The sequence below is a fragment of the Nocardia sp. NBC_00511 genome, from assembly GCF_045161165.1.
In the GTDB taxonomy this organism is placed as follows: Bacteria; Actinomycetota; Actinomycetes; order Mycobacteriales; family Mycobacteriaceae; genus Nocardia.
This window is the reverse complement of sequence record NZ_CP107849.1, coordinates 1,874,697-1,901,189: the sequence shown is the minus strand read 5'-3', so window position 1 is coordinate 1,901,189 and position 26,493 is coordinate 1,874,697. Positions and strand designations below refer to the sequence as shown.

General features: G+C 66.2%; 26 protein-coding genes and 1 riboswitch. Of the genes, 14 read left to right on the top strand and 12 right to left on the bottom strand.

Going from position 1 to position 26,493, the window contains the following annotated elements; translation table 11 throughout:
- Positions 1–63: 63 nt before the first annotated feature.
- Positions 64–984: a LysR family transcriptional regulator gene (locus tag OG300_RS08955; protein ID WP_405494058.1), complete on the bottom strand. Its 921-nt coding sequence runs from the start codon at positions 982–984 to the stop codon at positions 64–66.
- A gap of 73 nt (positions 985–1,057) precedes the next feature.
- On the opposite strand from OG300_RS08955, the gene OG300_RS08950 reads away from it, so the two are divergent.
- Together OG300_RS08950 and OG300_RS08945 are read left to right on the top strand one after the other, a co-directional pair.
- On the top strand, positions 1,058–1,840 hold the full coding sequence (locus OG300_RS08950) for an inositol monophosphatase family protein (RefSeq protein WP_405494056.1): 783 nt from the start codon (positions 1,058–1,060) through the stop codon (positions 1,838–1,840).
- A complete protein-coding gene (locus OG300_RS08945; RefSeq protein ID WP_405494054.1) occupies positions 1,837–2,439 on the top strand; it encodes an NAD(P)-dependent oxidoreductase in 603 nt (200 codons plus the stop codon). The genes OG300_RS08950 and OG300_RS08945 overlap by 4 nt, the downstream gene beginning before the upstream one ends.
- A 7-nt stretch (positions 2,440–2,446) precedes the next feature.
- On the opposite strand, the gene OG300_RS08940 is transcribed toward OG300_RS08945, so the two are convergent.
- A complete protein-coding gene (locus OG300_RS08940) occupies positions 2,447–3,037 on the bottom strand; it encodes a TetR/AcrR family transcriptional regulator (RefSeq protein ID WP_405494052.1) in 591 nt (196 codons plus the stop codon).
- A 175-nt stretch (positions 3,038–3,212) separates the two neighbouring features.
- Here OG300_RS08940 and OG300_RS08935 point away from each other — a divergent pair, with 175 nt between their 5' ends.
- Complete coding sequence (locus tag OG300_RS08935; RefSeq protein ID WP_405494050.1) at positions 3,213–4,712, top strand: MDR family MFS transporter; 1,500 nt, start codon at positions 3,213–3,215, stop codon at positions 4,710–4,712.
- Here the strand turns inward: OG300_RS08935 and OG300_RS08930 are convergent.
- The 5 genes from OG300_RS08930 to OG300_RS08910 form a co-directional block, all read right to left on the bottom strand.
- Complete coding sequence (locus tag OG300_RS08930) at positions 4,709–6,310, bottom strand: hypothetical protein (RefSeq protein WP_405494048.1); 1,602 nt, start codon at positions 6,308–6,310, stop codon at positions 4,709–4,711. The genes OG300_RS08935 and OG300_RS08930 overlap by 4 nt on opposite strands.
- 48 nt (positions 6,311–6,358) lie before the next feature.
- The gene (locus tag OG300_RS08925) at positions 6,359–7,351 is read right to left on the bottom strand and encodes a SecDF P1 head subdomain-containing protein (RefSeq protein ID WP_405494046.1); all 993 of its coding nucleotides are present in this window, start codon (positions 7,349–7,351) and stop codon (positions 6,359–6,361) included.
- 2 nt (positions 7,352–7,353) lie between these two features.
- Entirely contained in the window at positions 7,354–7,866 is a 513-nt protein-coding gene (locus tag OG300_RS08920) for a hypothetical protein (protein ID WP_405494044.1), read from the bottom strand.
- Complete coding sequence (locus tag OG300_RS08915; protein ID WP_405494042.1) at positions 7,838–10,927, bottom strand: hypothetical protein; 3,090 nt, start codon at positions 10,925–10,927, stop codon at positions 7,838–7,840. Before OG300_RS08915 ends, OG300_RS08920 begins: the two co-directional genes overlap by 29 nt.
- A 534-nt stretch (positions 10,928–11,461) precedes the next feature.
- Positions 11,462–11,869 carry a DUF4440 domain-containing protein gene (locus OG300_RS08910; RefSeq protein WP_405494040.1) on the bottom strand — a complete coding sequence of 136 codons (408 nt, stop codon included), beginning with the start codon at positions 11,867–11,869 and terminating at the stop codon, positions 11,462–11,464.
- 80 nt (positions 11,870–11,949) lie between these two features.
- Here OG300_RS08910 and OG300_RS08905 point away from each other — a divergent pair, with 80 nt between their 5' ends.
- Positions 11,950–12,789 carry a helix-turn-helix domain-containing protein gene (locus tag OG300_RS08905; RefSeq protein WP_405494038.1) on the top strand — a complete coding sequence of 280 codons (840 nt, stop codon included), beginning with the start codon at positions 11,950–11,952 and terminating at the stop codon, positions 12,787–12,789.
- Positions 12,790–12,875: 86 nt separating this feature from the next.
- Here OG300_RS08905 and ectA read toward each other — a convergent pair whose 3' ends face one another.
- Positions 12,876–13,442: a diaminobutyrate acetyltransferase gene (gene ectA, locus OG300_RS08900; protein WP_405494036.1), complete on the bottom strand. Its 567-nt coding sequence runs from the start codon at positions 13,440–13,442 to the stop codon at positions 12,876–12,878.
- A 259-nt stretch (positions 13,443–13,701) separates the two neighbouring features.
- Here ectA and OG300_RS08895 point away from each other — a divergent pair, with 259 nt between their 5' ends.
- Positions 13,702–14,466, top strand: a complete 765-nt coding sequence (locus tag OG300_RS08895; RefSeq protein WP_405494034.1) for an SDR family oxidoreductase — start codon at positions 13,702–13,704, stop codon at positions 14,464–14,466.
- A gap of 67 nt (positions 14,467–14,533) precedes the next feature.
- On the opposite strand, the gene OG300_RS08890 is transcribed toward OG300_RS08895, so the two are convergent.
- Positions 14,534–15,439, bottom strand: a complete 906-nt coding sequence (locus OG300_RS08890) for a hypothetical protein (protein ID WP_405494032.1) — start codon at positions 15,437–15,439, stop codon at positions 14,534–14,536.
- 91 nt (positions 15,440–15,530) lie between these two features.
- Between OG300_RS08890 and OG300_RS08885 the strand changes: the two genes are divergently transcribed.
- The 8 genes from OG300_RS08885 to OG300_RS08850 all read left to right on the top strand — a co-directional run bounded on the left by OG300_RS08885 (position 15,531) and on the right by OG300_RS08850 (position 23,796).
- Entirely contained in the window at positions 15,531–16,676 is a 1,146-nt protein-coding gene (locus tag OG300_RS08885; protein ID WP_405494030.1) for a lycopene cyclase family protein, read from the top strand.
- A gap of 42 nt (positions 16,677–16,718) precedes the next feature.
- On the top strand, positions 16,719–17,462 hold the full coding sequence (locus OG300_RS08880) for an SDR family NAD(P)-dependent oxidoreductase (protein ID WP_405494028.1): 744 nt from the start codon (positions 16,719–16,721) through the stop codon (positions 17,460–17,462).
- Positions 17,463–17,598: 136 nt separating this feature from the next.
- Positions 17,599–18,162 carry a histidine phosphatase family protein gene (locus OG300_RS08875; RefSeq protein ID WP_405494026.1) on the top strand — a complete coding sequence of 188 codons (564 nt, stop codon included), beginning with the start codon at positions 17,599–17,601 and terminating at the stop codon, positions 18,160–18,162.
- Between the two features lie 95 nt (positions 18,163–18,257).
- A riboswitch (cobalamin riboswitch) is annotated at positions 18,258–18,465 on the top strand.
- Between the two features lie 127 nt (positions 18,466–18,592).
- A complete protein-coding gene (glyA, locus tag OG300_RS08870) occupies positions 18,593–19,894 on the top strand; it encodes a serine hydroxymethyltransferase (RefSeq protein ID WP_405494024.1) in 1,302 nt (433 codons plus the stop codon).
- A 104-nt stretch (positions 19,895–19,998) separates the two neighbouring features.
- Positions 19,999–21,048 carry an ABC transporter substrate-binding protein gene (locus OG300_RS08865; protein WP_405494022.1) on the top strand — a complete coding sequence of 350 codons (1,050 nt, stop codon included), beginning with the start codon at positions 19,999–20,001 and terminating at the stop codon, positions 21,046–21,048.
- Between the two features lie 94 nt (positions 21,049–21,142).
- Entirely contained in the window at positions 21,143–22,210 is a 1,068-nt protein-coding gene (locus OG300_RS08860) for a FecCD family ABC transporter permease (RefSeq protein ID WP_405494020.1), read from the top strand.
- 19 nt (positions 22,211–22,229) lie between these two features.
- Complete coding sequence (locus OG300_RS08855) at positions 22,230–23,015, top strand: ABC transporter ATP-binding protein (protein ID WP_405494019.1); 786 nt, start codon at positions 22,230–22,232, stop codon at positions 23,013–23,015.
- Between the two features lie 40 nt (positions 23,016–23,055).
- Positions 23,056–23,796 (top strand): hypothetical protein, encoded by a 741-nt coding sequence (locus OG300_RS08850; RefSeq protein WP_405494017.1) that lies wholly within the window; start codon positions 23,056–23,058, stop codon positions 23,794–23,796.
- Positions 23,797–23,911: 115 nt separating this feature from the next.
- Here the strand turns inward: OG300_RS08850 and OG300_RS08845 are convergent, their stop codons facing one another.
- Together OG300_RS08845 and OG300_RS08840 are read right to left on the bottom strand one after the other, a co-directional pair.
- Positions 23,912–24,310, bottom strand: coding sequence for a PPOX class F420-dependent oxidoreductase (locus OG300_RS08845; protein WP_405494015.1), 399 nt, complete (start codon positions 24,308–24,310; stop codon positions 23,912–23,914).
- 258 nt (positions 24,311–24,568) lie between these two features.
- Entirely contained in the window at positions 24,569–24,778 is a 210-nt protein-coding gene (locus OG300_RS08840; protein WP_405494013.1) for a hypothetical protein, read from the bottom strand.
- A 279-nt stretch (positions 24,779–25,057) separates the two neighbouring features.
- On the opposite strand from OG300_RS08840, the gene OG300_RS08835 reads away from it, so the two are divergent.
- Positions 25,058–25,345, top strand: a complete 288-nt coding sequence (locus tag OG300_RS08835; protein ID WP_405494011.1) for a hypothetical protein — start codon at positions 25,058–25,060, stop codon at positions 25,343–25,345.
- 58 nt (positions 25,346–25,403) lie between these two features.
- On the opposite strand, the gene OG300_RS08830 is transcribed toward OG300_RS08835, so the two are convergent.
- Positions 25,404–26,345: a pyridoxamine 5'-phosphate oxidase family protein gene (locus tag OG300_RS08830; RefSeq protein WP_405494009.1), complete on the bottom strand. Its 942-nt coding sequence runs from the start codon at positions 26,343–26,345 to the stop codon at positions 25,404–25,406.
- Between the last annotated feature and the right edge of the window lie 148 nt (positions 26,346–26,493).

Below are 26,493 nucleotides of genomic sequence, written 5' to 3'. Positions count from 1 at the left end.
CATTGCAGCAGACCGAACTGGACACGAAACATATTGTGACACAAAGTGCTTGGTCTCGAGCGGTTAGACGACCGCAACCCCCGCGACCTGCGCCTCGAGTACGGCCCGCAGCCCGTCTCGCACCTGCGCGCGCAGCCACGCGTGGGCGGCGTCACCGTCGTATCGGCGATGCCACGCGACTATCAGTGGCACCGCGGGCAATTCGAAAGGCAACGGCCTGGCGCGGAGGCCGAGGCGGGTCCACCCGGGTCGGCATACCCGTTCGGGCACGCTGGTGACGACCGGCATGGTCGCGGCCAATTCCATTGCGGCGCTGCTGGAGGGTAGCGCCGCGATCACCCGCCGACGCAGCTCGAGCTCGGCGAGGCGATCGTCGATCGCGTCGTGCAACCGGCCACGGCGCGACACGGTGACATGGTCGGCGGTGACGAGCCGCTGCGGTGAGAGATCGCCTTCGGCAAGCGGATGTGTTGCCGCGCAGACGAGCACGAGGCGATCGGCGCCCAGGTGCTCGGCGGCGATCTCGGGACGGGCGGGTGCGGCGTCGCCGATCTCCAGATCGGTGTGGCCGCGCGCGAGATCGGCGACATCGCCGGAAGGCTCGGCGAGCAAGCGGATCCGGACGCCCGGCGCGGTCGATTCGATCGCGGTGGTCAGGGTGCGGGCCAGCGCGGGAACCAGGGCGTCGTGGCAGCGGACGGTGAACGTCCGCTCGAGCGTCTCGAGCCTCAGGTCCTGCACAGGTGTCAGCACCGCGGTGGCGCGGCGGACCAACTCGCGCGTCTCGTCTCGCAACTCCAGCGCTCTCGGCGTCGGAGTCATGGTGCGGCCGGTCCGGATCAGGATCTCATCGCCGGTGGCGCGCCTGATCCGAGCCAGCGTGCGGCTCATCGCGGGCGGCGACAGATGCAGCCGGTCGGCCGCCGCGGCCACGCTGCCCTCCTCGAGCAGAGCGTCCAGGGCAACGAGCAGGTTCAGGTCCACATGCACCAAAGTAACTCTTCACTTAACAAGAGTGCACTGGACGTCATATGAAAGCGCTCTTAGCGTTGTTCCCATGACCACCGCGAACGACTTGATTCCCATCGTCACCGAGGCCGCCGACCTGCTGCTCGACGTGTATTCGCCCGACGCTCGACCCGAGGGCAGGACCTATATGTTCGCGGCCGCCGAACGAAACGAGAAGCTGGTGCTCGACCGGCTGCGACCGGCATTGGAACGGCTACGGCCGAGCGCCCGGTGGCTGGACGACGAGTTGGAGACCACGCCGCTGCCGCCGGGCGAGTTCTGGGTGGTGGACGCGGTCGAGGGCAACGTCAACCACGTGCACGGCATGCCCGAATGGTGCGTGACCATCACACTGATCATCGACAGCGAGCCGGTACTGACCGTGATCCGCCAGCCGATCGGTGACCACACCTACACCGCAACTCGCGGCGAGGGCGCTTTCCACAACGGCGAACGCCTGCGCGCATCCGCCAAGACCGACCTCGACGCGGCGATCGTCAGCACCGGACAGGCTGAAACCGGTCAGCCCGGCACACATCGGCGGATCGGCGCGTCGATCACCGCGATGCTCGACAGCGCACTGGTGGTGCGGGCTTTCGTCCCCTCCACCTTCCCGATGCTGCTGCTCGCCGCCGGTCAGCACGACGTGTTCTGGCAGTTCGAACCGGTGCTGCCGGGCGTCGCCCCCGGCCTGCTGCTGGTCACCGAGGCCGGTGGCGTCGCCACCCGGATCGACGGATCACCTTGGCGGCCAGGCGCTTCGGATGTGCTCGTCGCCGCGCCCGGCCTGCACCGCGCCGCGGTCGACGTGCTCTCGGCGGTGGCGCGATGAAGCTGACCGTACTCGCCGCCACCGGCGCGACCGGCCTCGAACTCACCCGGCAGGCGCTGGCCCGCGGGCATACGGTCACCGCGATCGCCCGCGCACCGCAGCGGCTCGAACTGCCAGACTCCGACCGGTTGATCCGGGTCGCCGCCGACGTCACCGATGCCGAAGCCATCGCAAAAGCCTTGCGCGGCAGCATGATCGTGCTCTCCGGACTGGGCGGCCCCGGCGTCCTGGCCACCGGCGCACGCGCCGCCGTCGCCGCCGGGCGGGTGGTGTGGCTGGGTGCGTTCGGGACCGGCGAATCAGCCGCCCACGCCGGGGTGGTCACGCGGACGCTGCTCGGCACCTTCCTGAAATCCGAACTGCCGGACAAGATCTCATCCGACACCCTGGTGCTGCACGCCAACGGCACCGTTTTCCACGCCGGTCCCCTGTCGAACGGACCGGTGAGCCGGACCCGCCGCACAGTCGGAATCGACGGCGCGCCAAGGCCTTTGTTCCTGCCCGCTCGGGTGAGCCGTGCGACCGTCGCGGCCGCGATGCTCGACGAAGCCGAGTCGCCACGCCATCTCGGCAGCATCGCCGTTCCCCTCGAGCGATGAACCGGCTCTAGATATCGAGCAGTTCGCGCGCGACGGCCACGGAGATCTTCTTCTGCTCGTCGAAGCTCGCGTCGAGGGTGTCGCCGAGCTGCTCGCCCGTGATCGGACCGAAGATGATGGCCGCCACCGCGGTTCGGATTCGGATGCGGGCGTGCAGATCACTCGTGCTCGGCGTCATCAGGGTGATCACCTCACCGATCAGCGCCTTGAGCTCACCGGCGTCACGCACCTCCCGGTTCGGGGCGTCGGCGGCCAGGGACCGCAGCACGGGCTGATTCTGCTGGATGAGCCGCACGATGTGGTTGGCGTCGCCGAAGAACAGGTCAGCGACCCGGTCGAGCATCTCGTGCTGGAAATCCGGCGAGAAGGTCTGTTCACGACCCCAGACCACCAGCGCGTTCACCTCGTCGAACAGTTCGACGATGAGGCTGAGCAGGATCGCGTCCTTGGACCGGAAGTGGTAGTACAGTGCGGCTTTCGTGACATCGAGGCGTTCGGCGATCTCACGCAGCGAGGTGCCGTCGTAGCCACGCTCGGTGAACAGCTCCAAGGCGACCTGACGGATCTTCTCGCGCATGCTGCCGTCGGCGGATGCCATCCGTTCACGCTCCTGTCCGCTGTCGGTCGATTGACAACTCCTGCGCGGAGATTACTATACGGCCGGTAAGCTGCTAACCGGTCGGCAAGTAAATGGGTGGGACATGGTAGATCAATCGACTCCGGTCGAAACCGAGGGATTCCAGCGGCGCAGTCACCGCGAAATCATCACCGTGATGAGCGGTTTGATGATCACGATGCTGCTCGCGATGCTCGACAACACCATCGTCGGCCCGGCACTGCCGACCATCGTCGGTGACCTCGGCGGACTGAAACATCTGGCGTGGGTGCTGACCTCCTACACCCTGGCCACGGCCGTCTCCACCCCGCTGTGGGGCAAACTCGGCGACCTGTTCGGCCGCAAGTCGACCTTCCTGTCCTCGATCGTGGTGTTCCTCGCGGGCTCGGCGCTCACCGGAATGTCGCAGAACATGATGGAGCTCATCATGTTCCGCGGCCTGCAGGGGCTGGGCGCGGGCGGACTCATCGTCGGCGTCATGTCGATCCTCGGCGAGCTGATCCCGCCGGCGGAACGCGGAAAGTATCAGGGCCTGTTCATGGCCGTCATGCCGCTGGCCATGCTCGGCGGCCCGCTCATCGGCGGTTGGATCACCGACAACGCGTCCTGGCGCTGGGCCTTCTACGTGAACCTGCCCCTCGGCGCGATCGCACTGGTCACCGTCTGGTTCACGCTGCACGCGCCGCGACGCACCACCGGCAAGGTCAAGATCGACTGGTGGGGTGCGGGCACCCTCGCTGTGTGGGCGAGCGCGCTGGTGCTGCTGGGCAGCTGGGCCGGATCGCAATACGCCTGGGGCTCATGGCAGATCATCGCGGTCGTCGTCGTCGCGATCGGCGGGTTCGCGGCCTTCGTCGCCATCGAACGCCGGGTCGACGAGCCGATCATGCCGCTGCACGTCTTCACCAACCGCAACTTCGCCCTGGCCGGAGCCCTCGCGTTCATCATCGGTCTGGCCATGATGGGTTCGGCGGCCTACCTGCCGCAGTTCCAGCAGCTCGTGCAGGGTGCGTCGGCCACCAACAGCGGATTGCTGTTGCTGCCCATGATGTTCCCGATGATGTTCGCCAGCGTCACCATCGGCCAGATCACCTCGAAGACCGGCAAGATCCGCATCTTCCCGATCATCGGCTCGGTCGTCCTCGTCGGCGGCATGGTCCTGATGGCCCAGGTCCACACCGACACCACCAAACTCACCCTCGGCCTCTACATGGCCGTCCTCGGCCTCGGCGTCGGCTGCCTGATGCAGCCCTCGATGCTCATCGCGCAGAACAGCGTCGCCCTGCGCGACATGGGCGCCGGCATGGGCGCGAGCACCTTCCTTCGCACCATGGGCATGTCCCTGGGCACCGCGGTCCTCGGCACCGTCTACACCACCCGCCTCACCCACGAACTGTCGGCCAGAGCCGGAGCCGAAGGCGCCAAACTGGTCTCCGGCGGCGCCCAACTCCCACCCTCGATGGTCCACACCCTCCCCCGACCACTCCAGGACGCCCTCCACGCCGCCGTCACCCACGGCATCGTCGGCGTGTTCTGGTCGGGCGCGGCCGTAGGCGTCGTCGGCCTGATCGTGTCCTTCTTCCTCAAGGACGTGAAACTGATCGGCTTCGCCGACGCCCCGAAGGCGGAGGCTGCCGAAACCACCACGGTCGGTTAGGCGCCACAGTCGTAGGAATAGCCGTATTTGTCAGAGCACCAGAAGAACCCTTCTTGCGGACTTGTCGGGTCTGCGCCCGGATCAACGAAATGCAGTATTGTCTTTTGGTCTGACGACTTCAGCAGTGCCGCATCCCATTTCGTCCCCGGGTGTAAATCAGCCAAGCCTGCACCAGACTTCGACGTGCGTGCTACCAGACTTACCGCTATCCCAGCAGCGGTGGTTTCCCAAGTTGCCGACCAGGTTTCTCCGTCACTGGCGCCGGAGAAGATCGTGACGTCGCCGGTACCGTCGAGTTGCAGATGCATCAGCCGGGTATGGCCGGTCCAGGTCTGGGCATAGTCCGCGCGTGGTCGTTCGTTGCTGATGGTGATAATGGCGTGGTTGTCGTTGGTGAACTCGTTCCACGCCGCATTGACCAGTCCCGCCACGATCTGAGCTCCGCTGCCGAAGATGTTGAGCAGGAACGCCATCGGGCCAGGCACGACCGTGGCGAGGCAACCGACGATCGTGGCGAAGGCGCTCGAGAAATTCTCCAGGAAGGTCTTGCCAGTGGTGTCGAGCGTGTCGGCAGCACCGAGCAGGCAGTCATAGGCGCCGGGAACCTTCTCCATCTCGTCGTAGGTGCTCATGCCGGTCATATCGAAGATCGCGGTGATCTGGTAGACCAACGCCGCGGTCAGCATGAGACCGGGATCGACCTTGGCTTCGGCCCGTGTTGGGAGATTGTCGGCTGAAAAGGCATACGTCAGTGTCGTTCCCGGCATCAAGGTACCCGTCGACCGATGCTTTCCAAGACTGTAGAAGAGCTTGAAGAATCCGACTGCCGTCGCGTCACCGGACCCCGGCGCCGACAGCGCCCCGGTGCCGGCGTCGGGTTGTGATCGGGTCAGCCAAGCCCGATTTCCGTTGGCGTGCAGATCCAGTAGCAGTTGCCCGTGGTCGTATCGCAGACACGGCCAGATGGCGTCGAGATTGCCGCCACTCTCGCTCTTGGCCCGATGCGCCTTCACAGTGACGCCACCGACGTCGACGGACTTCTCCAGACAGTCAGGGGCCGTGGCGCTTTCGCCGGTCAGCAGCGTGCGGAGCGAAGCTGTCACGCCAGCGGTGAACTTCGAGATGTCCACCGTGAAGAAGTCCAGTGGAGATAGATGGACAAGGTTCGCGGTCAAGAGACCATTGGCAGCGGTGACCGGAAGGAACTCGGGATTACCGTCGTCCTGGGTAACCGCGATAATCGTCGCGGTATCTGCTTCGAACTGTCTCGGAACCGGAATCGAGACCGCGATCGGCGCCTTGGGCTGCATCTTGTCGCCCAGGACTATCTCGACCGAACGCCCGAGATACGTTAGCCCTGGAAGGTTTTCATCGTGCGGGTGTTGTTGCGGGGTGATCGTCACCAGCGTGTCCGGTGCTGCGACGCCCGCGGCGCCTTTCACCGTCAGCCCTTCCGGACCGGTGTAGGCGAACGTCGATGAGGTATCGACCCGAAGGGTGTCCACCCGAGTCTTCGAGACCGGAGAACCACACGCGGTAGTGAATGCCAGAGCACTCGCGACAGCGATCGTGAGCAGCGCGAATCGGTTTTTGCGCATCGAAAGTTCCTCACTGACAGCGAATTTCGGGTAAGCCGTCGTCGATCTCTATTTGGTCGGCGACACCGTCATCGTCGCAGTCGAGGTCAATTTGAGCTCGGAGCCCGAATTGCGCAGCAGTCTTGCCAGCGCTGCCGTGCTCTGGTCCGTGAACTTCACGCCTGAGATCTGGGTCGTGCTGGCGGTCTGGGCTTCTTGAATACTCGGCGCCGCGACGACTCGACTGTCGATGACGAAGGCAACCTGCTTGTGCAGATTGCTCGCGGTGACCTCGGCCCAGCGGTCAGTTCCAGCAGAGGTGAAAATCACGTCCACGACGGGTCCGCTGGCACTTGTTGTCGCTTCGGCGTCGGCGATCTCGATGCCGTCGATGGCACTCGGCTCCAGCACATAGGTATCGGAACCGTTGGTCGCACAGGTGACAAGTGGCAACCTGAAGTCGTCCTGACCTTGCAGTGGGTCCACTGATCCGCATGACAGCTCCAGTAGCGCGGCTCTCTGCACGGCTGGATCTCGGCTCTGCCGAACGGCTTTCGCATCCACGATGGCAGCTTCCCCGGTGGGAGATACCGACGTCGGCGAGGCGCTGCTCGGACTGCTCGACGCGGGAACCGTCGCGGCGACAGGCCGGATGCTCATCGAGGGAACCCTACCCAGGGTGTCGACCAGAGCGGTATCGACCTGGTCGACGGTGAGCACGATCGAGGACCCGTCGACGGTGAGCCGACCTGCGGTGTGATTGGCGCTCATACGATCCTCGATAACCTGCTTCATCTGATCGACCTGCTGCCCGCTCGGCACGTGGTCGTCAGCTGTTTTGTAGGCGTAGGTGACTCGTGTTGAGCAGACACCGCAGTCCGGATGAGTTGACGTCGGCGAGCCTGCGGGTGGAGCCTTCGCCGGCGCCGCATCCGGTGCCGTGGTCGAGCATGCGGTCGCAGCGACCACCGCCACGAACGCGATCGCGCGGCCGACCCGCAGTGTTCGTGGACTGCTGCTGGCATGGACAGACGACCGTTGCAGCATCGCGTTCCTCTCCATGGCTACTGCTGTATAACGCCCGGCACGTCGTAGCGCGCAACAACAGTGAGCTCACCTGCACCGGTAAGCGCGACCAACTCGCTGATGCTGACCTTCAACGAACCGGTGAGCGTTATCTTCTGGCTCACATCGATCCCCACCAGTCCGAGCCTGGTCTCCCCGACGGTCAGTGCGCTCCGGACGCCCTGCAGAGCTCGATCGAGTAATCCGGAAAGGTAGCCCTGAAGCCGTTCCTGTAGCTGCTGTTCGACGGATTCAGCCCGAGCCTTGGCTTCCCGCAGCAGGTTCTCTGCCTGATCGACAGCGGTGCGCAGGAGATCTTGCGCCTGCTCGACACCGAATTGGTACGCCTTTCGCAGTGCCGCCTCGATGTGGTCCCACACCTCCGCGACGCGATCCAGCAGGGCCGCGCCCAGCGGCGCGTTCAAACCTGAGGTCGCGGCACGACGACCGGCCTCGTGAGCGCAATTGATCGCGGCTTCGAAGTCATGCCGGCTGATCATCGAGTACAGCATCGGTCGTGTCCCTCCTTCGCAGTGGGCGGACATCCGCTGTCCCGTCCACTATTTCGACAATGGGTGAGAACAGTTCGAGATCAGCGGCCGATACGGTGTTGGATTCGACTTCCGCGATTCCGGTGCGCTGCAACAGGTCGCACAGTCGGCGCACGATTCCCGCTTCATGGGGCAGCACGCCTCGCAGACCGGTCGAAAGCAGCGGCTCGACCACCGACCGGTCATCGAAAACGGTATCGAGCAGCGCCGCGCACGATTCCCGTTGCCATGTCAGATCATTCGAATTCACACACTCGGTCGCGCGGCGCCCGATGTGCTCGATCCAATGGTCGGTGCTCGTCGGCGGGTTCGATCGATGCCATCCACCGGTCCATGCCACCGCCCGGGACGCTACACCGTCGCCGTCGCGGTAGAGCGCTTCTTCCTCGGCCACGAGGTCGAACGGTGAGATCCTCGCGATCGCCGCCTGCACCACCTCGCGGGGAATCTCGCCAGCAGAGCCGCTCATTACGCCGCATGCGCGGAGCATGAACCAATCGCCCAATCGGAGCATGAGATAGTGGCAGCCCTCAATTCGACCAGGGGTATCACCCGACGGTGTCAGATCGGCGAGGCGGTGCAACTCGAGTGGCGCGTACGGCTCCCGGATCATCGCCTGCCGCAGCGCCGCAAGATCCTGCTCGTCCAGGGGCAACGATTCGACGTTGTAGCTGGGGAGGCCGTTGTCGGCCCGGGCGACAACTGTCCGGATGACGTGAACCAGGCTCGGCAGTTTCGGGGCGATCCAGAAACAGTAAGTACTGAAGGATCCGATGGGGAGCATCCGGATCGATAGATCCCACAGGGTGAACAAGCCAATGGCGAGGTCCCGCAACTGATCGTGCCGGACGTCGCGCTGCTTGGCCAGAAAAGCCCTGGCCTCAACCAGTTGCGCGTCACGAGCCGCATCCGGCGGCGCCGCGATTCGATCGAACGGTGTCACTTCCTGGTCAGTCAGGGTTCGTGATGCTTCGAAGGCCAAGGCGACTAGGTCGTCGCTCGTGCGCTCCCGACTCCCCGACCGCTTTGGACCCATACTCTCCCAGTCGAATCCCCCCTCTGCATTGGCCACCGCCTCGAGGTCCACAGCCGACAACTTCCCCAACTCAGCGACGTACACAGTCATTGCGTCGCGCGCCCGCTCAGCGAACTGAGGCATCGGCAACGCCAGATCCGGCACTACAGCGTCTGTTCCAAATCTGGTGGCGTACAACAGAATACGAGCCGCGGCGGCACCGGACAGCTCGACACCGAGCGTCGCCCGCCATGTCGAAACCACTGCGCGGGCGGCAAGATACCCAGCGAGGTACAGCTCCCCGTTGCGCTCGAGATAGGCGTACAAACGGCCAGGACCGAGATCACGTTGCGCGGCCGCATATCGCACATCAGCCATCTCGAGGTGACGCAAAGCCGCGGCCGTCCTTTCTTCCACAGACTCCGCGGCGAGGTTGGTGGCATCCTCGAGTTGGGACAGGACCAGACTGGCGGTGTCAGTGAGCTCCGAGGACGTCGGATCCTTGTGCAGCTCGGCAAAGACCGCGATGCCTTCGAACCAGGGCGACCAGATGCCCCGCAGCGCCTGGAGTTTCGCAAGGAGTTCGATAGATCTCTCAATGCGCGCACACAGCTGCACCGTCGGAGTCGCATTGCGAACCCCACGGAATTCGAGTGTGGTCATCGCACGCAGAGACTCGGTCCCCCAGAGCGCGATCTCATTGTCCAGCAAGGCCGTTCGCAGTGCCATCGTGGCGGCACCGACGCCACTGAACATGGAGAGAATATGGGTGGTCTCATGCAGCACCATCAACTGGGTCTCACCGAACTCGCTCTCGCGAAAGATGGATTGACCGTGCGGAACCGCATGGTGGTAGCTCGGGTGCCGAAACGACCACGTCTCCCAGCTGGCATGAACATATTCCCCCGCGAGCTCGGACGCGGCGGTGAGACGAGCATTCTCCATAGGGATCAGAACGGGTGCGTCCCTCATGCCATCCGCAATGTCGCGAAGGTCGGTGTCCCACTCGGTTCGGACGGCCGACCAACCAGGCTTGCCGGAATCGCGCGAATCACGCACAAGGCTGATGAACAACGGTTCCATGACCTTGTTCACCCCGGCCTCCCTGGCGATCCCCCACACCGCGGAAGCCTTCGCCAGGTCGATCGGTTCGGAAGCTCGGATATGCCGCAGAGCCACCGCGATCGCGTCGAGCAACCGTACTCCGCGGTCGCCGATTCGATGCGCGACGAGTGAAACACGCTGACAGGAAACGCTTGCCAACGATGCTCGTTCCCCTGCCATCGAGATCTGTGCGGCAGCCCTCTCCATCGCCGCCAGCGCGATGTCGGCGTCGGCTTCCAGCTCCGCTGCGAAGAGAAACAGTTGCCCAGCTACGAGATGGTCCCGGAGGCACATCGCGTCGGCCAGGCGCGACAGGGCTGCTGAGGGCTGCGGATCGGCAGCCCTCAGCGCTGCGGCCGCCACTTCCTGCGCGCAAGCGAACGCCAAAGACACCAGCTCTACATGTTCGGTGTCTTCCCCTACGACATTCGGAGGCGGGTACAGAATCGTCAGCGATCGCGCACCCTGGTCGTCCCAGGCCCACAGATAGTAGGTCAACAGGTCGCAGACGAGTTCGACCCGCATCGGTCGACCTTCGAACAGGAATTGTGTCAGGTCTTCGCCGCCACGCCGAGGATCGAAACACGTGAGGGAATCCACGACATCGTCCACCGACCGCTGGTCCGGATTGACAATCGTCAGCAGCAAACTGACAGTGACCTTTTCGACTTCAGAACCGGCGAGGTCGGCCAGATCCATCACCCTCAGCGCCTTCCTGGCATCGAGACCACAGCCACCCCGAATCCGGAGAATCCACCACTGAATGTTAGAAGAGCAGGTGCACAGTTGACGGCCGTTTCGGGCCGCGATCAACCCGGCGGTCACGACACTGGCCGACAGCGGATCGGCACGGCCGGTCACCCCTTCCGCTCCGCCGCACCAACCAACCGCAAGATCGCTCATACGTGCACGGCCTGATTTCCTCGATCCAAGCGGCCGACCCGATCGTGACAGCGGTCGCTCCACGTTCGATGATCGCGCGGCTCGGTATCACCCGGGTCCGCACCGATGCGGTGCGGAGTAGCACCTTACGATCCCTGAATATCCTGACCGGCGAAGGCTTTCGCGCGTTTCGAGGTGCCGCACCGCGACTGATCCCGGGCGACGAGGACCGCGGTCCGGAGCAGGGCATTCGCCTCTGCCGCCGCCATGGGCACCATCGGCACCAGCCAGGAGGGTTCCCACCGCACCCTGGTGCCCCAGCTCGCGTTGAACGCCAAGGAAATCGGAGTCGACGCCCACCGCATCGGCGACGCGTTCCTGGCGGGCATCCCTGACCCCGAACTGCTGTACGACTACTTCGCCGCCATCCGCCGCCGCCACACCTGGCACCGCATGGCCAAAAACGTCCGCAAACGCGGACTTCCCTTGCCACACAGCGGTATAGAGCTGCCGCACGCGCCCGACCGCGAGAGTAGCCGGATCGGATCCGGAACGTCAGGATTGTGGCTGCGCGACCGGGGTCTGGTGCAGATTGACGACTCGCCAGCCCAGTGGCGTCCTACGGTAGACCGTGGTGGCGTACCAGGAGGTCGTGGTGTCACCGGCCGTGCTGACCAGGGTGTAGGTCACCAGTGCGCCATCCTCTCCGAGCAGCCTTACCGTCGGGTCGGTCACTCGGCTCTTGCGGTGCACGGCCGGAGTGCCGTTGGTGTACATGGCGATAACCTGCGCACGCTCGTAGACGCCGAACGAGCCGACCGCCACGAAGTCTTCCGCGCAGAATTCGTCGAAGTGATTCGCGTCGTAGGACGCGTCGGCGTCCAGGCCCCGTTGCTCGAGTTGCAGCAGTGTCGATTCGATAGGGCTGATGTCGTTCGCCGCTGTGGTCACCGTGTCGGTCATGTGGCAAGGCTAGGACCGGGAGGCCGTGCGGGAATTGAACATTTGCGACAAGGTCGGTCTGCTGCGATACGGTTCTCACCGTGACCGAAGGTCCTGCGTTCGTCCAGCTCAACCGGTATTCGGTGGGGCAGGAGTTGGATGGTGTGCTCGATCGCTATTGGACCGTCAGCTGGGACATGCCCGATGGTGTGCTCCACAGTCAGCAGCTGTTGACCCACCCTGCCGCGTATTTCAGTGTCGGCCATCGTGAGGCCGACGCCGGCCGCCGCAGCGGATGCGAGGAATCGACGAACGGGAGCGTCGATGTCATCGAAGGACGGGTCACCGGCGTCACCACCAGGCTGGGCACCAGGGTCGTAGCGGGTCGCGGCTGGACGGTCGGCGCCATGGCGAAGCCGGGCGGCATCGGCGCATTCGCGGCCGAACCCGCCGCTCAGCTGACTGATCGCGGACTCCCTCTGAGCGCCATCATCAGCGCGGCAACGGAACTGGTTACCCGGATCGCGATCGAGCCGGACGACGCGACACGGGTCGCACTTTTGGCGTCAGCCTTGGAACAATCCGTCATTTCGTCCCGGCTCGAGCCCGCAGGGGAGGTGGCTCGGATAGCCGAGATCGCGGAAACGGATGCCAGCGTCCGTTGCGTGACCGACCTGGCCGCGCGCGCCGGCATCGGCCCCCGAACCCTGCAACGGATGTTCCACGAATACGCGGGCGTGTCACCGGGCTGGGTGCTGCGCCGGTATCGACTGCTCGACGTCGCCGACATCATCCGCAAGGGCGAAAAGGTCGTCTGGGCGAAAATAGCCGCCGACCTCGGCTACGCCGACCAAGCCCACCTGATTCGCGAGTTCCGCGGCGCCACCGGCCACACCCCCGCCGCGTACGCCCGATCACGCGTTCCACTGTGCCAGGAGTAGCGGGACATGCCGCTTCCACGCCGCGTGACAGGTCACCGACGCTGGCAGCCCGCGCACCAGGTGTGCGCACCCTCCGGCGCACTTGCCTACGGGTGCGTGGTCGCCAATGGGTCGGTCGAATCGCACAGCGGGGCGATGAGGTACAGGCGTTCGGCTTGGTGCGAGTCGGGAAAGACGTGCGTTTCGAACAGGGCGCTATCCCGCATGAGGGCGCCCCGGCGGCGGGCCAGCGTCCCGAACATGGCGATCGAGACCGCGTTGTCCGCGGTGATGGTGGTCTCCAGCGCCGTAATACCCTGTCCGGCAAGGTTGTCCAGCAGTTGCTCCAGCATGGTCACGCCGAGGCCGAAGCCGCGGTAGGGATGATCGACCGCCACCTGCCAGACGAACAGGGTGTCGGGCTGCTCCGGTCGCCGGTAGCCGATCGCGAATCCGGCCACGGTGCTGCCGATTTCGGCGATCACCGAGGTGGCGGCGAAGTCCCGGCACCACATCAGGTAGGCGTAACTCGAATTGGCATCCAGCACACCGGAATCGTGCGCGATCTGCCAGATATGCGCGCCGTCCTCGACCAGGGGCGGCCGGACGACGGGCGACGGATCGGCGGAGATTTGCTCGATTGGTACGGGGAATTCGCTGAATTGTGTCTGCATGACCTCTTCACTCGACTTTCGCGGTTCTCGTTGGTTGCCGGTGGGATGCCGAGCAGGGGGCTATGCCCACGATAGTTGCCCCGTTTCCTCGCGGGGAGATCGTGCGAACGTTTGGCACAGACTACCTGGCGCCCACCTATTTGAAACGCAAACCTTTTAAAGTCTTGTGGGCCGGTCACGGCTCGACGCGTGCGACTGTACGACCCCAGAAATTGGGCGAATGCGCTGGAACGACGGGACTGAAGTAGGGTGCCCTCACATGAGTGCTGATTTGTTGGGCAAGAGCGCGTTGGTCACCGGGGCGAGCCGGGGAATCGGGTTCGCGGTGGCGGCCGAGCTGCTGGGGCGGGGGGCCGATGTGGTGATCTCGGCCCGGAAGGCGGAGCCCCTGGAGGAGGCTGCCGAGCAACTGCGGGGGCTGGGACATCCGGGGAAGGTGGTCGCCGTCGCCGGGAATTCCGGGGACGCGACGGCGCGGGCGGCGCAGGTGGCGGCTGCGGTGGAGCAGTTCGGGTCGCTGGATGTGCTGATCAACAACACCGGGATCAATCCGGTGTACGGGTCGCTCATGGACGCCGACCTCGAGGCCGTGCGCAAGATCTTCGACGTGAATGTCGTTGCGGCGCTGGGGTACGTCCAGGAGGCGTACCGGGCGTGGATGGGTGAGCACGGGGGCGCGGTGGTGAACGTGGCCAGTGTGGCGGGGCTGCGGTCGACCAATGTCATTGCGGCGTATGGGGCTTCGAAGGCGGCGTTGATCCGGCTCACCGAGGAGCTGGCCTGGCAGTTGGGGCCGACGATCCGGGTGAACGCGGTCGCGCCGGGCGTGGTGAAGACGAAGTTCGCGGACGCGCTGTATTCGGCGGACGAGGAGGCCGCGGCGGCGTTCTATCCGATGAAGCGGCTGGGCTCGCCGGAGGATGTGGCGTCGCTGATCGGGTTCCTGGCCTCGGAGAACGCGGCGTGGATCACCGGCACCACCGTGCGCGTGGACGGCGGACTGCTGGCCACCGGCGGTATTTGAGCCTTGCGGTACAGCAGCGCCCGGCACCGTGAATCGGTGCCGGGCGCAATGCTTTCCGCAGTGCGGTTCAGCGGAACGCGAGCGCCCCGAGGGTGTCGCTGTGGCGGTACTTCAGATACTTCTCGACGGTGGCCGTATCGACCGCGGCGGTCGCGGTCGCGACGGTGACCACCAGGAAGCTGCCCTGGTTGCCGTCCTTCCACTTGCCGGTTTCGAAGTCGGCGATGAAGCTGCCGTCCGGCAGCTGGACATCGCCGTCGTCGAATTGACCGTCGGCGCTGGACGCCTGGTCCGCGCTGGCCATGCCCAGGACCAGCTGGGTGAGCATGAGCCCGCCGTTCTCCGACTTCCAGACCAGTTCGGAGGCGGTCTGGCAGCCGAGGCCGGTCAGCTTGCCCGCCTTCTCGATCGGCGCGCAATTGCTGTAGTCGTGGCCTTCCACCCAGCTGGCCTGCAGGGCCACGCTGCCGAGTTTGAAGTTCCAGTCCTGCCCGTACTCGGTGTAGTGGAAACGCGCGCCCGCGGGAGCCGCCTTCGTGGTGGTCGGGGCGGTGGTGCGGGTGGTCGTCGGTGCGTCGGTGGTCGTGGTCGCCGAGGTGGTGGTCACCGCGGCCTGGTTGGTGTCGTCCTTCTTGGAGACGAATACGATCGCGCCGACCGCGACCGCCACCACCACGATCACGCCGATCACGATGCCCGCGATCAGCCCGCCGTTCGATTTCGGCGGCTGCGGCGGCGGGAATCCCGGCTGCTGCGCATACCCTTGCGGCCCAGTCCAATTCGTCTGCCCTGGCTGCTGCCAGCCCGGTGCCGGTTGTTGCGCGGGCCAGCCGGGCTGCTGCGGCTGATACTCGCCACCCGGCTGCTGGGCGGGCTGATCCCACCAGGCCGGATCCGACTGTGGCTGCTGCCCGTAGGCGTTCGGATCCCCACCGAATCCGGGACCCGACGGGGGTCCGGGCGGATATGTCATCTGCTCACCTTTCACGGCCTGCCAGACCCTCCCCGGCCCGGCATCGGTTACCGAAGCGTAGGCGGGCTACCGATCATGATCCAATCACGGGGTGACCGACGATCTGCTGATCTGCGGCGCGGGCCCCGCCGGGCGGGCCCTCGCCCATCGCGCGCTCACCGCGGGACTGTCGGTGACCGTGGTCGATCCGCAGCCGCGACGCCGCTGGACGGCCACCTACGCGGCGTGGGCGGACGAGCTGCCGAGCTGGCTGGCAGCGGACACGCTCGCGGCGGTCGTCGACCGCCCGCTGGCCTGGACCACCCGCCGCATCGAGGTCGACCGCCGCTACGCGGTACTCGATACGGCGGGCTTGCAGGACGCACTGACGTTGGACGGCGCGCGGGTGATCACCGACCGGGTCACCGCGATCACGCGCCCGACCCGCACGGGTACCGCCGGCCTGGAATTGCCGGCGGCCCGGCTCTCTTCGGCCCGGGTGCTGCCCGCGGGCCGGGTGATCGACGCCCGTGGGGTGCCGCGCTCCCCCGCCCTCGCCGAGCAGACGGCGTTCGGAGTGATCGTCGAGCGCGAACGCTGGACGGCGGAGACGTTGTTCATGGACTGGCGTGATGACAACGGCGCGGATTCGGCTGCGCCCCGGTCGTTTCTGTACGCGATTCCCCTCGACGACGACCGGGTGCTGCTGGAGGAGACCTGTCTGGCCGGACGCCCCGCGCTGTCGATCCGGGAGCTGCACGACCGGCTGATACACCGATTGCGTTCCCGGGGAATCGAACTCACCGGCGAGGAGACCGTCGAACGCGTCCGGTTCCCGGTGCAGGGCGGCATCCCGGGCACCGCGTTCGGCGCGGCGGGCGCGCTCATGCATCCCGCGACGGGATACAGCGTCGCCACCTCGCTGCGACTGGCCGACGCCGTGGTGGCGGGCGATGCCATCTGGCCCGGGTCCGCCCGCGCCGTATATCGCCTGCGGCAGGCCGGATTACGTGCGCTGCTCGCGCTGCCCCCCGCGGACCTGCCGGTGTTCTTCGACGCCTTCTTCACCCTGCCCATCGCCTCACAGCGGGCGTATCTGTCCGGCCGCGACGAGCTGCGCGCCACCGCGACGGCGATGACCGCTCTGTTCGCCGCCCTGCCGTGGCGGCTGCGTGGAATTCTCGCCCGCGCGGTCACAATGCCGTCACCGCGCCCGGGTGCCACCACAAATACCGCCTACAGCACCGATCCTGCTTGAAGTAGGTTCGGCGAGAGAACGATTCATCGAGTGGGAGCGCAGATGACGCGACGAGCGGTAGTGACCGGCGGCGGCACCGGAATCGGCAGGGCGGTGGCGCGGCGATTGGCCGCCGGAGGCGACGAGGTGACCATCGTCGGTCGCCGATCGGAGGTGTTGAAGGCCACGGCGGCCGAGCTGAACACCGAATTCGACTCCGACCGTGTGGGTTTCGCGACCGGCGACCTCGCCGACCCGGACCAGGTCACCGAGCTCGCGGCGCAGCTGGTCGCCGGTGGCCCGATCGATGTCCTGGTCAACAATGCGGGCGGCAACCCGAACCAGCCCTCCACCGATCTGACCGGTCTCGCCGACGCCTACACCGATGCCTTCCGCATCAACGTGATCACCGCCGTGCTGCTCACCGAGGCGCTGCTGCCCGACCTGTCCCGGCCCGGCGCGAGCATCGTGTCGGTCAGCTCCATCGCCGCCCTGCGCGGCGCGGGCCCCTACGGTGCGGCCAAGGCCGCGCTGCACGGCTGGGCGCTGGGTCTGGCGAGTCAGCTTGCGCCGCAAGGCATCACGGTCAATGTCGTCGCTCCGGGTTTCGTGCCGGCGACCGAATTCTGGGCTACCCGCCTCACCCCGGAGCTCGAGGCCGACCGCGTCGCGCAGATCCCGCTGGGTCGGGCGGGGACTCCCGATCAGATCGCCGCGGCCATCGCTCATCTCGCCTCGCCGGACGCCGCCTGGACCACCGGGCAGATCCTGCAGGTGAACGGTGGCACCCTGCTCGGACGTGGCTGAGGCGCAACCCGAACGCGCCCGGCAGCCCGCGGATTGACCGGCGCTGCGGCGGTTTCGTATCGTCTACCACCACAGATCGGGGACGCGTCATCCCCTCGAGGGTTCAGGAGAGTCCCATGGTCACGAGCTCTGCGGCATGAGCGCGGTCACTCGACTCACGCTCATCACCCATGCGATCACCGACGCGGTGCAGACGGCGCGTTTCGCCGCCGATGAACCGCTCAACGAGCTGGGCCTGCGCGCGGTGCAGAAGGCCGATCACAGCGCGCTGCGGGCCGACGTGGTCCAGATCGGACCGGAGGCGCGCACCGCCCAGACCGCGGCGCAGCTCGGTCTCACCGGTGACACCGAACCCGCACTGCGCGACCTCGATTGCGGGGACTGGACCGGTTCGGAGATGACCGATCTCGCCCCCGAGTCGCTGATGGGCTGGCTCGGTGATCCGGAATACCGTGGGCACCAAGGGGAGTCGATCATCCAGGTGATCGAGCGGACGCGGACGTGGATGAACGGCCTGGCCGAGCATCCGGAGCGGATCATCGCGGTCACGCATCCGGCGATCGTGCGCTCCGCCATCCTGATCGCGCTGGCGGCTCCCCCGATCTCGTTCTGGCGTCTCGATATTCCGCCGCTGTCGGCGACCACGCTGCATCAGCGCGGCGGTTCCTGGACGCTGCGCGAGGCCGCGCATTCCCTGTGACCCGTGTTTCCGTGCGCGGTCAACGGTGTTTATGCTGATTGCGCAGCTGGTTCGCTGGCGGTGTGGCATTCGGAGCCCCGAGTCCATCGTGAGCGTCGAAGCTCGCGTCCGGCGGTGACGCCGGGGGCGAGTGAGAGGGAACCCGGTGAGAATCCGGGACTGTCCCGCAGCGGTGAGCGGGAACGACCGCCGTCACACGCACTGGGCACGTTGCCCGGGAAGCGACGGCCAGTAGGTGGATCCTTCGAGATGAAGGATCGGTGCCCGCGAGTCCGAAGACCTGCCCGCTGTGCCGGATACACCGTATCCGGCGGTCGTCGCCTCGTGGATCGGGCGTATCACCACTCGGCTGCCGCGACTCGCTGTCGCGCGGCCGGTGTGTGCTCCGGTAGGGCGGCGGCTGTCCCGCACTCTGCAATGGAGTCCACCAGTGGTCACAGCGAATACCTCCACCGCCTCGGTCGTTTCACAGTCGCTCGCGGAGCTCGATCCCGAGCTCGCGGCCGCGATGGCCGGTGAACTCGCCCGCGAACGCGACACCCTCGAGATGATCGCCTCGGAGAATTTCGTGCCGCGCGCGGTGCTGCAGGCGCAGGGCAGTGTGCTCACCAACAAGTACGCCGAGGGGTATCCGGGCCGCCGCTACTACGGCGGGTGCGAGCACGTCGACGTGGTGGAGACCCTCGCCCGCGATCGGGCCAAGGAACTGTTCGGGGCCGAATTCGCCAATGTGCAACCGCATTCCGGGGCGCAGGCGAATGCCGCGGTGCTGATGGCGCTGATGAATCCGGGCGAGCGGCTGCTCGGACTGGATCTCGCGCATGGCGGGCATCTCACCCACGGCATGAAGTTGAACTTCTCCGGCAAGCTCTACAAGGCGCACACCTACGGGGTCGCCAAGCACGATCACCGCATCGATATGGACGAGGTGCGGCGGATCGCGCGCAATACCTCGCCGCGGGTGATCGTGGCGGGGTGGTCGGCGTATTCGCGGCAGCAGGATTTCGCGGCGTTCCGGGAGATCGCCGACGAGGTGGGCGCGTACCTGTGGGTGGATATGGCGCATTTCGCGGGTTTGGTTGCGGCCGGACTGCATCCGTCACCGGTCCCGCACGCCGATATCGTCTCCTCGACCGTGCACAAGACCCTCGGTGGTCCGCGCTCCGGGCTGATCCTGGCCAAGCAAGAGTTCGCGAAGAAGCTCAACAGTGCGGTGTTCCCCGGGCAGCAGGGCGGACCGCTCATGCACGCGATCGCGGCGAAAGCGGTGGCGTTCAAGATCGCCGCGGGTGCGGAGTTCGTGGCTCGGCAGCAGCGCACGCTGTCCGGTGCCCGGATTCTCGCCGAGCGGTTGAACGGCAGTGATGTGGCCGAGCGCGGGATCGGCGTGTTGACCGGCGGCACCGATGTGCATCTGGTGCTGGTCGACCTGCGAGCCTCCGAACTCGACGGGCAGCAGGGTGAAGATCTGCTGCACGAGATCGGAATCACGGTGAACCGCAACGCCGTTCCGTTCGACCCGCGCCCGCCGATGGTGACCTCCGGTCTGCGGATCGGGACCGCCGCGCTGGCCACCCGGGGTTTCGGCGACGCGGAGTTCACCGAGGTCGCCGACATCATCGCGACCGCGTTGGCGGGCAGCGCCGATCTCGACGCGCTGCGGGCTCGGGTGCGCAAGCTGGCTCAGGATCTTCCGCTGTATCAGGGTCTCGAAGACTGGCGGCTGGTCTGATCGCGGCGGCCTGCCGGGCTGTCCGGCAGGCCGATTCGTTGCGGCCATCGACCCCTGAGGAGCAGTGTCATTTTGAAAACCTTCCAATTGGTACGGTATTGCGCATGAAGACGACGACACGGCTGTTGCCGATCTTCGGCCTGATCGGCATGCTGGTCGCCGGACTCACCGCCTGCGGCAGCCCCGCGGACAAGACGACCGGCGCGGCGAGCGCCACCCCGGATCGGCCCGGACGCACCAGTTATCCCCTCACCCTGGACAACTGCGGGGTGAAGGTCACCTTCGACCAGGCCCCGATCCGGGCGGTATCGCTGTATCAGGCGTCCACCGAGATCCTGCTGTCGCTGGGGCTGGCCGATCGCATGGTGGGCACCTCGACCTGGTTCGATCCGGTGCTGCCCGCGCTCGCCGCCGACAACGCGAAGGTGCCCCGGCTGGCCGACAACGACTCGTCGCTCGAGGCGGTGCTCGGCACCAAGCCGGACCTGGTGACCTCGGCGAGCGCGCACACCTTCACGCCCGCCGTGGTGGCGGAGCGGTCGCGGTTCGCGCAGTTGGGGATTCCGACGTATCAATCCCCGGCGGTGTGCACCGGCGCGGATGTGCGGGGCGAAACCGTCACCCGCACAGCGCCGCTCGGTGTGGACACGCTTTTTCAGGAGATCACCGAGCTGGCCCGGATCTTCGATGTGCAGGATCGCGGGGCGCAGCTGGTCGAGCAGTTGAAGGGGCGGTTGCAGGCCGCGACGGCGGGCAAGTCCACCGGTAATTCACCGACGGTGGCGTTCTGGTTCTCCGGTATCAAGACGCCGTATATGGCCGGATGTTGTTCAGCCCCGGGCATGTACGCCACCGAGGTTGGGGCGCGCAATGTGTTCGCCGGCCAGCACGAGGACTGGCCGGAGATCAACTGGGAGGCCGTCGTCGCCAGTGATCCCGATGTGCTCGTGCTGGCCGATCTGAGTCGCAAGCGCATCGAGGGTGACGCGCTCGCCACCAAAACCGCATTCCTGGAATCGAATCCGGCCACCAATCGGATGCGTGCGGTGCAGGGCAAGCACTATGTGGTCATGACCGGGTCGGAACTCGACCCCGGCATTCGCGAGATCGACGCCATCGAGAAGCTGTCCACCGGCTTGGCCACGGCGCGTTGATTCGCATAGCCGAAGCGCCGGAGCCGTTTTCGGTCCGGGTGAGGCTTCTCGGGCCGGTGTTCTCTTCTGAGCAGTCGATGCCGCCCTCGGCCGGATGACAACCTCCAGTGGCAGTCAGGACAGGAGCACGCGCGGCACCTCGCTGCGAACACGTCGGGCATTGGCGATTTGCGTGTGTTGCGCTGTGCTGCTCGTCGTTTCGGTAGCGGTCACGGTGTCCATCGGCCCGGCCGATGTGTCCCTGCGCGAGGTGTACGGCATCATCGGGCAGCATCTCGGCCTCGGGACGTCGTCGGCCGGTCGGTTGGCGGACGGCATCGTGTGGCAGTTGCGACTGCCTCGGGCATTGCTAGCCGCCGTCTGCGGGGCGGGGTTGGCGCTGTGCGGGGCGATTCTCCAGTCGCTGCTGCGTAATCCGCTCGCGGATCCGTTCGTGCTCGGGGTTTCCTCGGGAGCGTCGACCGGGGCGGTGCTGGTGGCGGTGCTCGGGGTCGGTGCGGGGACGCTGTCGCTGTCCGGGGGCGCGTTCCTCGGCGCGGTGCTGTCGTTCGCGGCGATGCTGGCGCTGGCCTACGGCGCGGGTGGCACCCCGGATCGGGTGATTCTCGCGGGAGTCGCTTGTACGCAGCTGTTTTCGGCGTTGACGTCGTTGATCGTGCTGTCGTCGGCGAATGCCGAGCAGACGCGCGGCGTGCTGTTCTGGTTGCTCGGGTCGCTGGCCGGTGCGTCCTGGACCGATGTCACCGTCGCCGCCGCGGTGTTCGGCGGCGGTTGCGTTGTCTGCCTGTGGTATTCGTCGACCCTGGACGCGTTCGCGTTCGGATCCGACGCGGCGGCGGGTCTGGGGGTCGCGGTGGGTCGCACGCGCATCGTGCTGTTGCTGGTCACGGCGATCGTGACGGCCGCGCTCGTGAGTGCGGCCGGTGCGATCGGTTTCGTCGGCCTGGTGCTGCCGCATGTCGCGCGATTCCTCGTCGGACCCGGTCACGCCCGGCTGCTGCCGGTGACGGTGTTGATCGGCGCGGTCTTCATGGTGTGGGCCGATACCGTGGCGCGAAGCGTGTTCGGCGCCAGGGAGATTCCCGTCGGCGTGGTGACCGCGTTGCTCGGCGTGCCCGCCTTCGCCATCCTGCTCGCCCGCCGCCGCAGGCAGCTCGCATGATCGCGCGCGGGCGGCCCGCATGACCTTGCGCGCACAGGATATCTCCTGGACCCGCTCGGGCCGCCTGGTGCTCGACGGCGCCACCCTGGATCCGGAGCCCGGCTCGACGGTCGGCCTGCTCGGCCCCAACGGTTCGGGCAAGTCCTCCCTGCTACGTCTGATGGCCGGTCTCGATCGCGGCGACTCCGGCCGAATCACCTTGGACGACACCGACATCCACACGATCCGCCGCAGGCGACTGGCCCGCCGCATCGCCCTGGTAGGCCAGCACGCCGACACCGACCTCGATCTCACCGTCCTGGACGTGGTCGGCCTCGGCCGCATCCCCCACCGCGGCCTGTTCGGCGGCGACCCCACCGCCGACGCGGCCGCCATCGACCACGCCCTCACCGCGACAACCCTGTCGCACAAGGCATCCGACCCCTGGCACACCCTCTCCGGCGGCGAACGCCAACGCGCCCTCATCGCCAGCGCGCTCGCCCAGCAACCCCGCGAACTCCTCCTGGACGAGCCCACCAACCACCTCGACATAGCCCACCAACTCGAAATCCTCGCCCTGGTCCGCGCCCTCCCGGTGACCGCGATCCTCGCCCTGCACGACCTCAACCTCGCCGCGATGTTCTGCGATTCACTGATCGTCCTGCACGAAGGCCGGGTAGTAGCCACCGGAACTCCCGCCGACGTCCTCACCGAACAACTCATCGCCGAGGTCTACCGGGTGAGCTGCCGCATCGAACCAACCGCCGAGGGCCACACCTCGGTACGGTTCCTCTCCCCCACTCCCGGCCCTCGGTCCTTTGCCTGACGCGAGATAGATTGCCGGTAAACGGATTCGAGGAGCCGACATGCGTCGAGTTGTCATCGGCCTCGCGGCCATCGCGTCAGTCGCCACGATGGCGGGCTCCACACCCGTCGGCCAGTCACTGTCCGCGCCGGTGACTTCGATGGACGAATTGCGCGGGCTGTTCACCCGCGCCGCATCGTCGCAGCGAACCTGGACCGTGGTGTGGACCGACAGCGGCATCGATTCGGACGGACTGAGCTGCAAGGTCCAGGTGAATCCGATCAAGGCCTCGGATTGCGCCTTCGAGGGCCACTCCAACATCGCAGGCACACGCACAATCACCTTCCCGGACATCCAGTACCTCACCGGCCCGATGTCACCACACGGCGACGAACGGTGGTTCAGCTATGCGGCGCAAGACAACCCCGAGCTGAAGAATTCCTTCGAATACGCATGGGCCGACCTGGATACCGACTTCTACTTCCTGCCCGGTGTCGCCACGATCGGGGCGACCCATCCGGATCGGATCGAGGGCCGCGACACCACGCGGTACGACCTCGACATCGATATCCGTGCGCCGAGAGCACTTCCCAGCGATCTGTCCGACAGGGCCGGCGAGAACATCACGGAGACAGTCCAAATCTGGGTCGGGGCCCGGAATCTCCCCGTGCGTGTCGTCATCCGCACAACGTCCGACCACTCACTCGACGACACCACCACCACCATCACCTACAGCAACTGGCGCCAGTCCCTCGATATCCAAGCTCCGCCTGCCGACAAGGTGGTGCCCGGGGAGCACTGATCGCATCGAGTGGTGCAGCACCACTGACATTTACGCGATCGCATTCACCGGTGGACCTGGTGACAATGAGGCCGCAAGGGACTATCTCGACTGCGCCAGTGCGCGGACGGTTCCGCTACTCGACACCGCGGCTGGCGAAGTCGAAGGATCCTCCGTCGATGCCCCAGGAGATGATCCGTTCAGGATGGATCCGGATGATGGAGCGTTCCTGCGGCGGGAACGGGGGCTCCTCATCGTCGAGGGCTGCGGCGGTGCCCCGGACCTCGACGCCGCGAATCACGTACGGGTCCAACGAAACCTGCTGATCGACTACGAACGACACCCGGCTGCCCGCCTCGACATTGCGGAACTTCCGACTGCCACGCATCCGCATTCCGCCGATGTCGATGGTGCCGTCGGCGTTCACCCGGTAGCTGGTCGGATTGTTCTGCACCACACCGTCCGGCGACACCGTCGCCAGCCGCCCGATCCCTGCCTCCGCGAGAAACTGCTGCTCGTTGCTGGTGAAAGCCATATCGTTCACTCCTCGGTGATGGAAAACTAGCAGCGCTAGACTCGAGAGCAACCGTAACATTGGATCAGCGCCCTGTCTAGCATTGCTAGATCTCATCCGGATTCGACGGATTGCATCCGAATCAGCAAGCCACACACCACGATAGGCAGCCCACCGTCCCACCGCACCCGACCCACCGGTCCGCCTTCGCGATCGAGAAGCTCTCACCGTGAGAACGTTGCCGGCTCAGCACGGTGAGAATCCAGCAACGTCAGTCGATTACGCGCAGGGTTGAGAACCGGCCGCTGCCACCGGTATCCACATGTCACCGGCACTGCCGGGCAGGGGTCCTCCGTCCATGAAGATGCTGGATTGCGCCCCGGTGTCGTACAGGCTGGCCAGGTGGTGGGATCCGGCGGTGAACGCGGTCAGGGTGGAGGCGGCGGCGGTGATGCCCGCCGCGGCGAAGGTGCGGGCTGATGTACCCATAATGCGGTGATTCTCGATTCGGCAAAGCCCGGTGGAACAGGTGGATCGTTTTGCGATAGCACTGTTCACCGATCGAGAATCCGTCGCATGCCCCCTGTTTTGGGGGCACCGTTTCCCGTCCGCCAACCCGCCTGAACAGGTTGAATCGTCTGCCCCGAACCCGAACCGCCCCAACCGAATAGACTGCGGCGCACAGTATCCGCCGCAGTCGAAACCAAGCATCTCCGCTCGCCGAGAACACACGCCGCGGCGGCCGAATGCCGGCGCAGACTGGAGCCCATGGTGAAGGATCCGATAGAGCTCGAAGGCCAGCGCGAGCACTTGCTCACCCAACTGACCGAGCTCCGCCGCGCGGTCGCCGCACTACACGTCGACTACTCGGCACTACCCCAATCGGGGCTGATCATCGACACCGTCGGCACCGGAGCACTCACCACCCCCGGCTACTGCGTCGCCGGTGCGCGGGAAGTACTGGAGGAGGCCTTGATCGAGCTGGATGCGGCCAGCGACGCGATGGAGCGCGCGGCCCAGTACACCGCCCGCCTCCGCACCGTCGTCTTCGACTGATCTCAGCAGTCTTCCACCGCGCCAGGCGGATACAGGTCGAGAATCACCCGCCAGTTACTCAGCGCGCCAGTGCAGTGGAAGGCACGCCGTCGCGGCGGGCGCGATGTAGTCCCACCCGGGTGACCGCGCCTACGACGAGTCGCCAGAACGTCCGGCTCGGTGGGATGACATAGTTCAGTCTCGTATGCGGTGCGTAAGTCACTGTGCCGCCGTCATTTTCGAGCCATCCCGTCAGCGCCGTCTGCCGCTGCCCGAGCGTGCCCGCTGTGAAGGAATGACCGGTGAGTCCGGCGCGCCGACCACCGAGCGGGACCGAACCGATCGGTGCGGAGAGCGTGATTCCGCGGGTTGTCGCCGCCTCGATCCCGACCGGCACCACCACCGGGTAGCCGTCCGCGCCGACCCAGCCGAGCAGCCGGTAGTTCAATTTCCGCAGTCCCCGAACGGTTCCGGCCACCTCGACCCGCGGCTCGGTGCCCTTGGCGGGCGGTGACTGCGGAGCCGGATCCTCCACCTCGGCCGCACCCGCGAGTACCGTCGCGGCCCCGATGCACGCGGCATCGGGGAACGCGAGGATACGGTCCGCACGCACCCGGACGACGACCCGATCCCACCAGAACGGCCGCAGCCACCGATCCCACAGCCTCCCGCCGAGTTGTTCCGGCCCCAGCGCCGTGCCCGGCCGCCGATAGAACGGCGCCAGATCCTCTCGATCCGGATCCCAGGAGAAGCTCGCCCTGCCCTGCACGAGCACATAGGCATCCGTCTCGGCCACACCGTGCTCGCGGGTGTGAAATACGATGGCCACCTGCGGATTTCGCTCCAATCGCCGCAGCTTTCGGAACGCCGCCAGATCACTGGTGAAAGCGAAGATCGACGTCTCCGCATCCCATCCCGCACTGTTCACCGGTGACACCACCACACCCCGAAGCGGTGTCACTTGCGCCAGACCGACGACGAAATCGCCATCCAGCACGTCATTCAATTCATCGACAGTCACCCCGCAAACCTAGATCTCCCCGCGGTGGCACACATCCTGCCGCGAGACGACATCCACCTCCACCCACGGTCGGACTCCGCGACGTCTCCATGTGCGAGGCCGATCGACAGGTCCCGATCGCCGTTGCGGTCGGCGGTCGGGCCAAGAA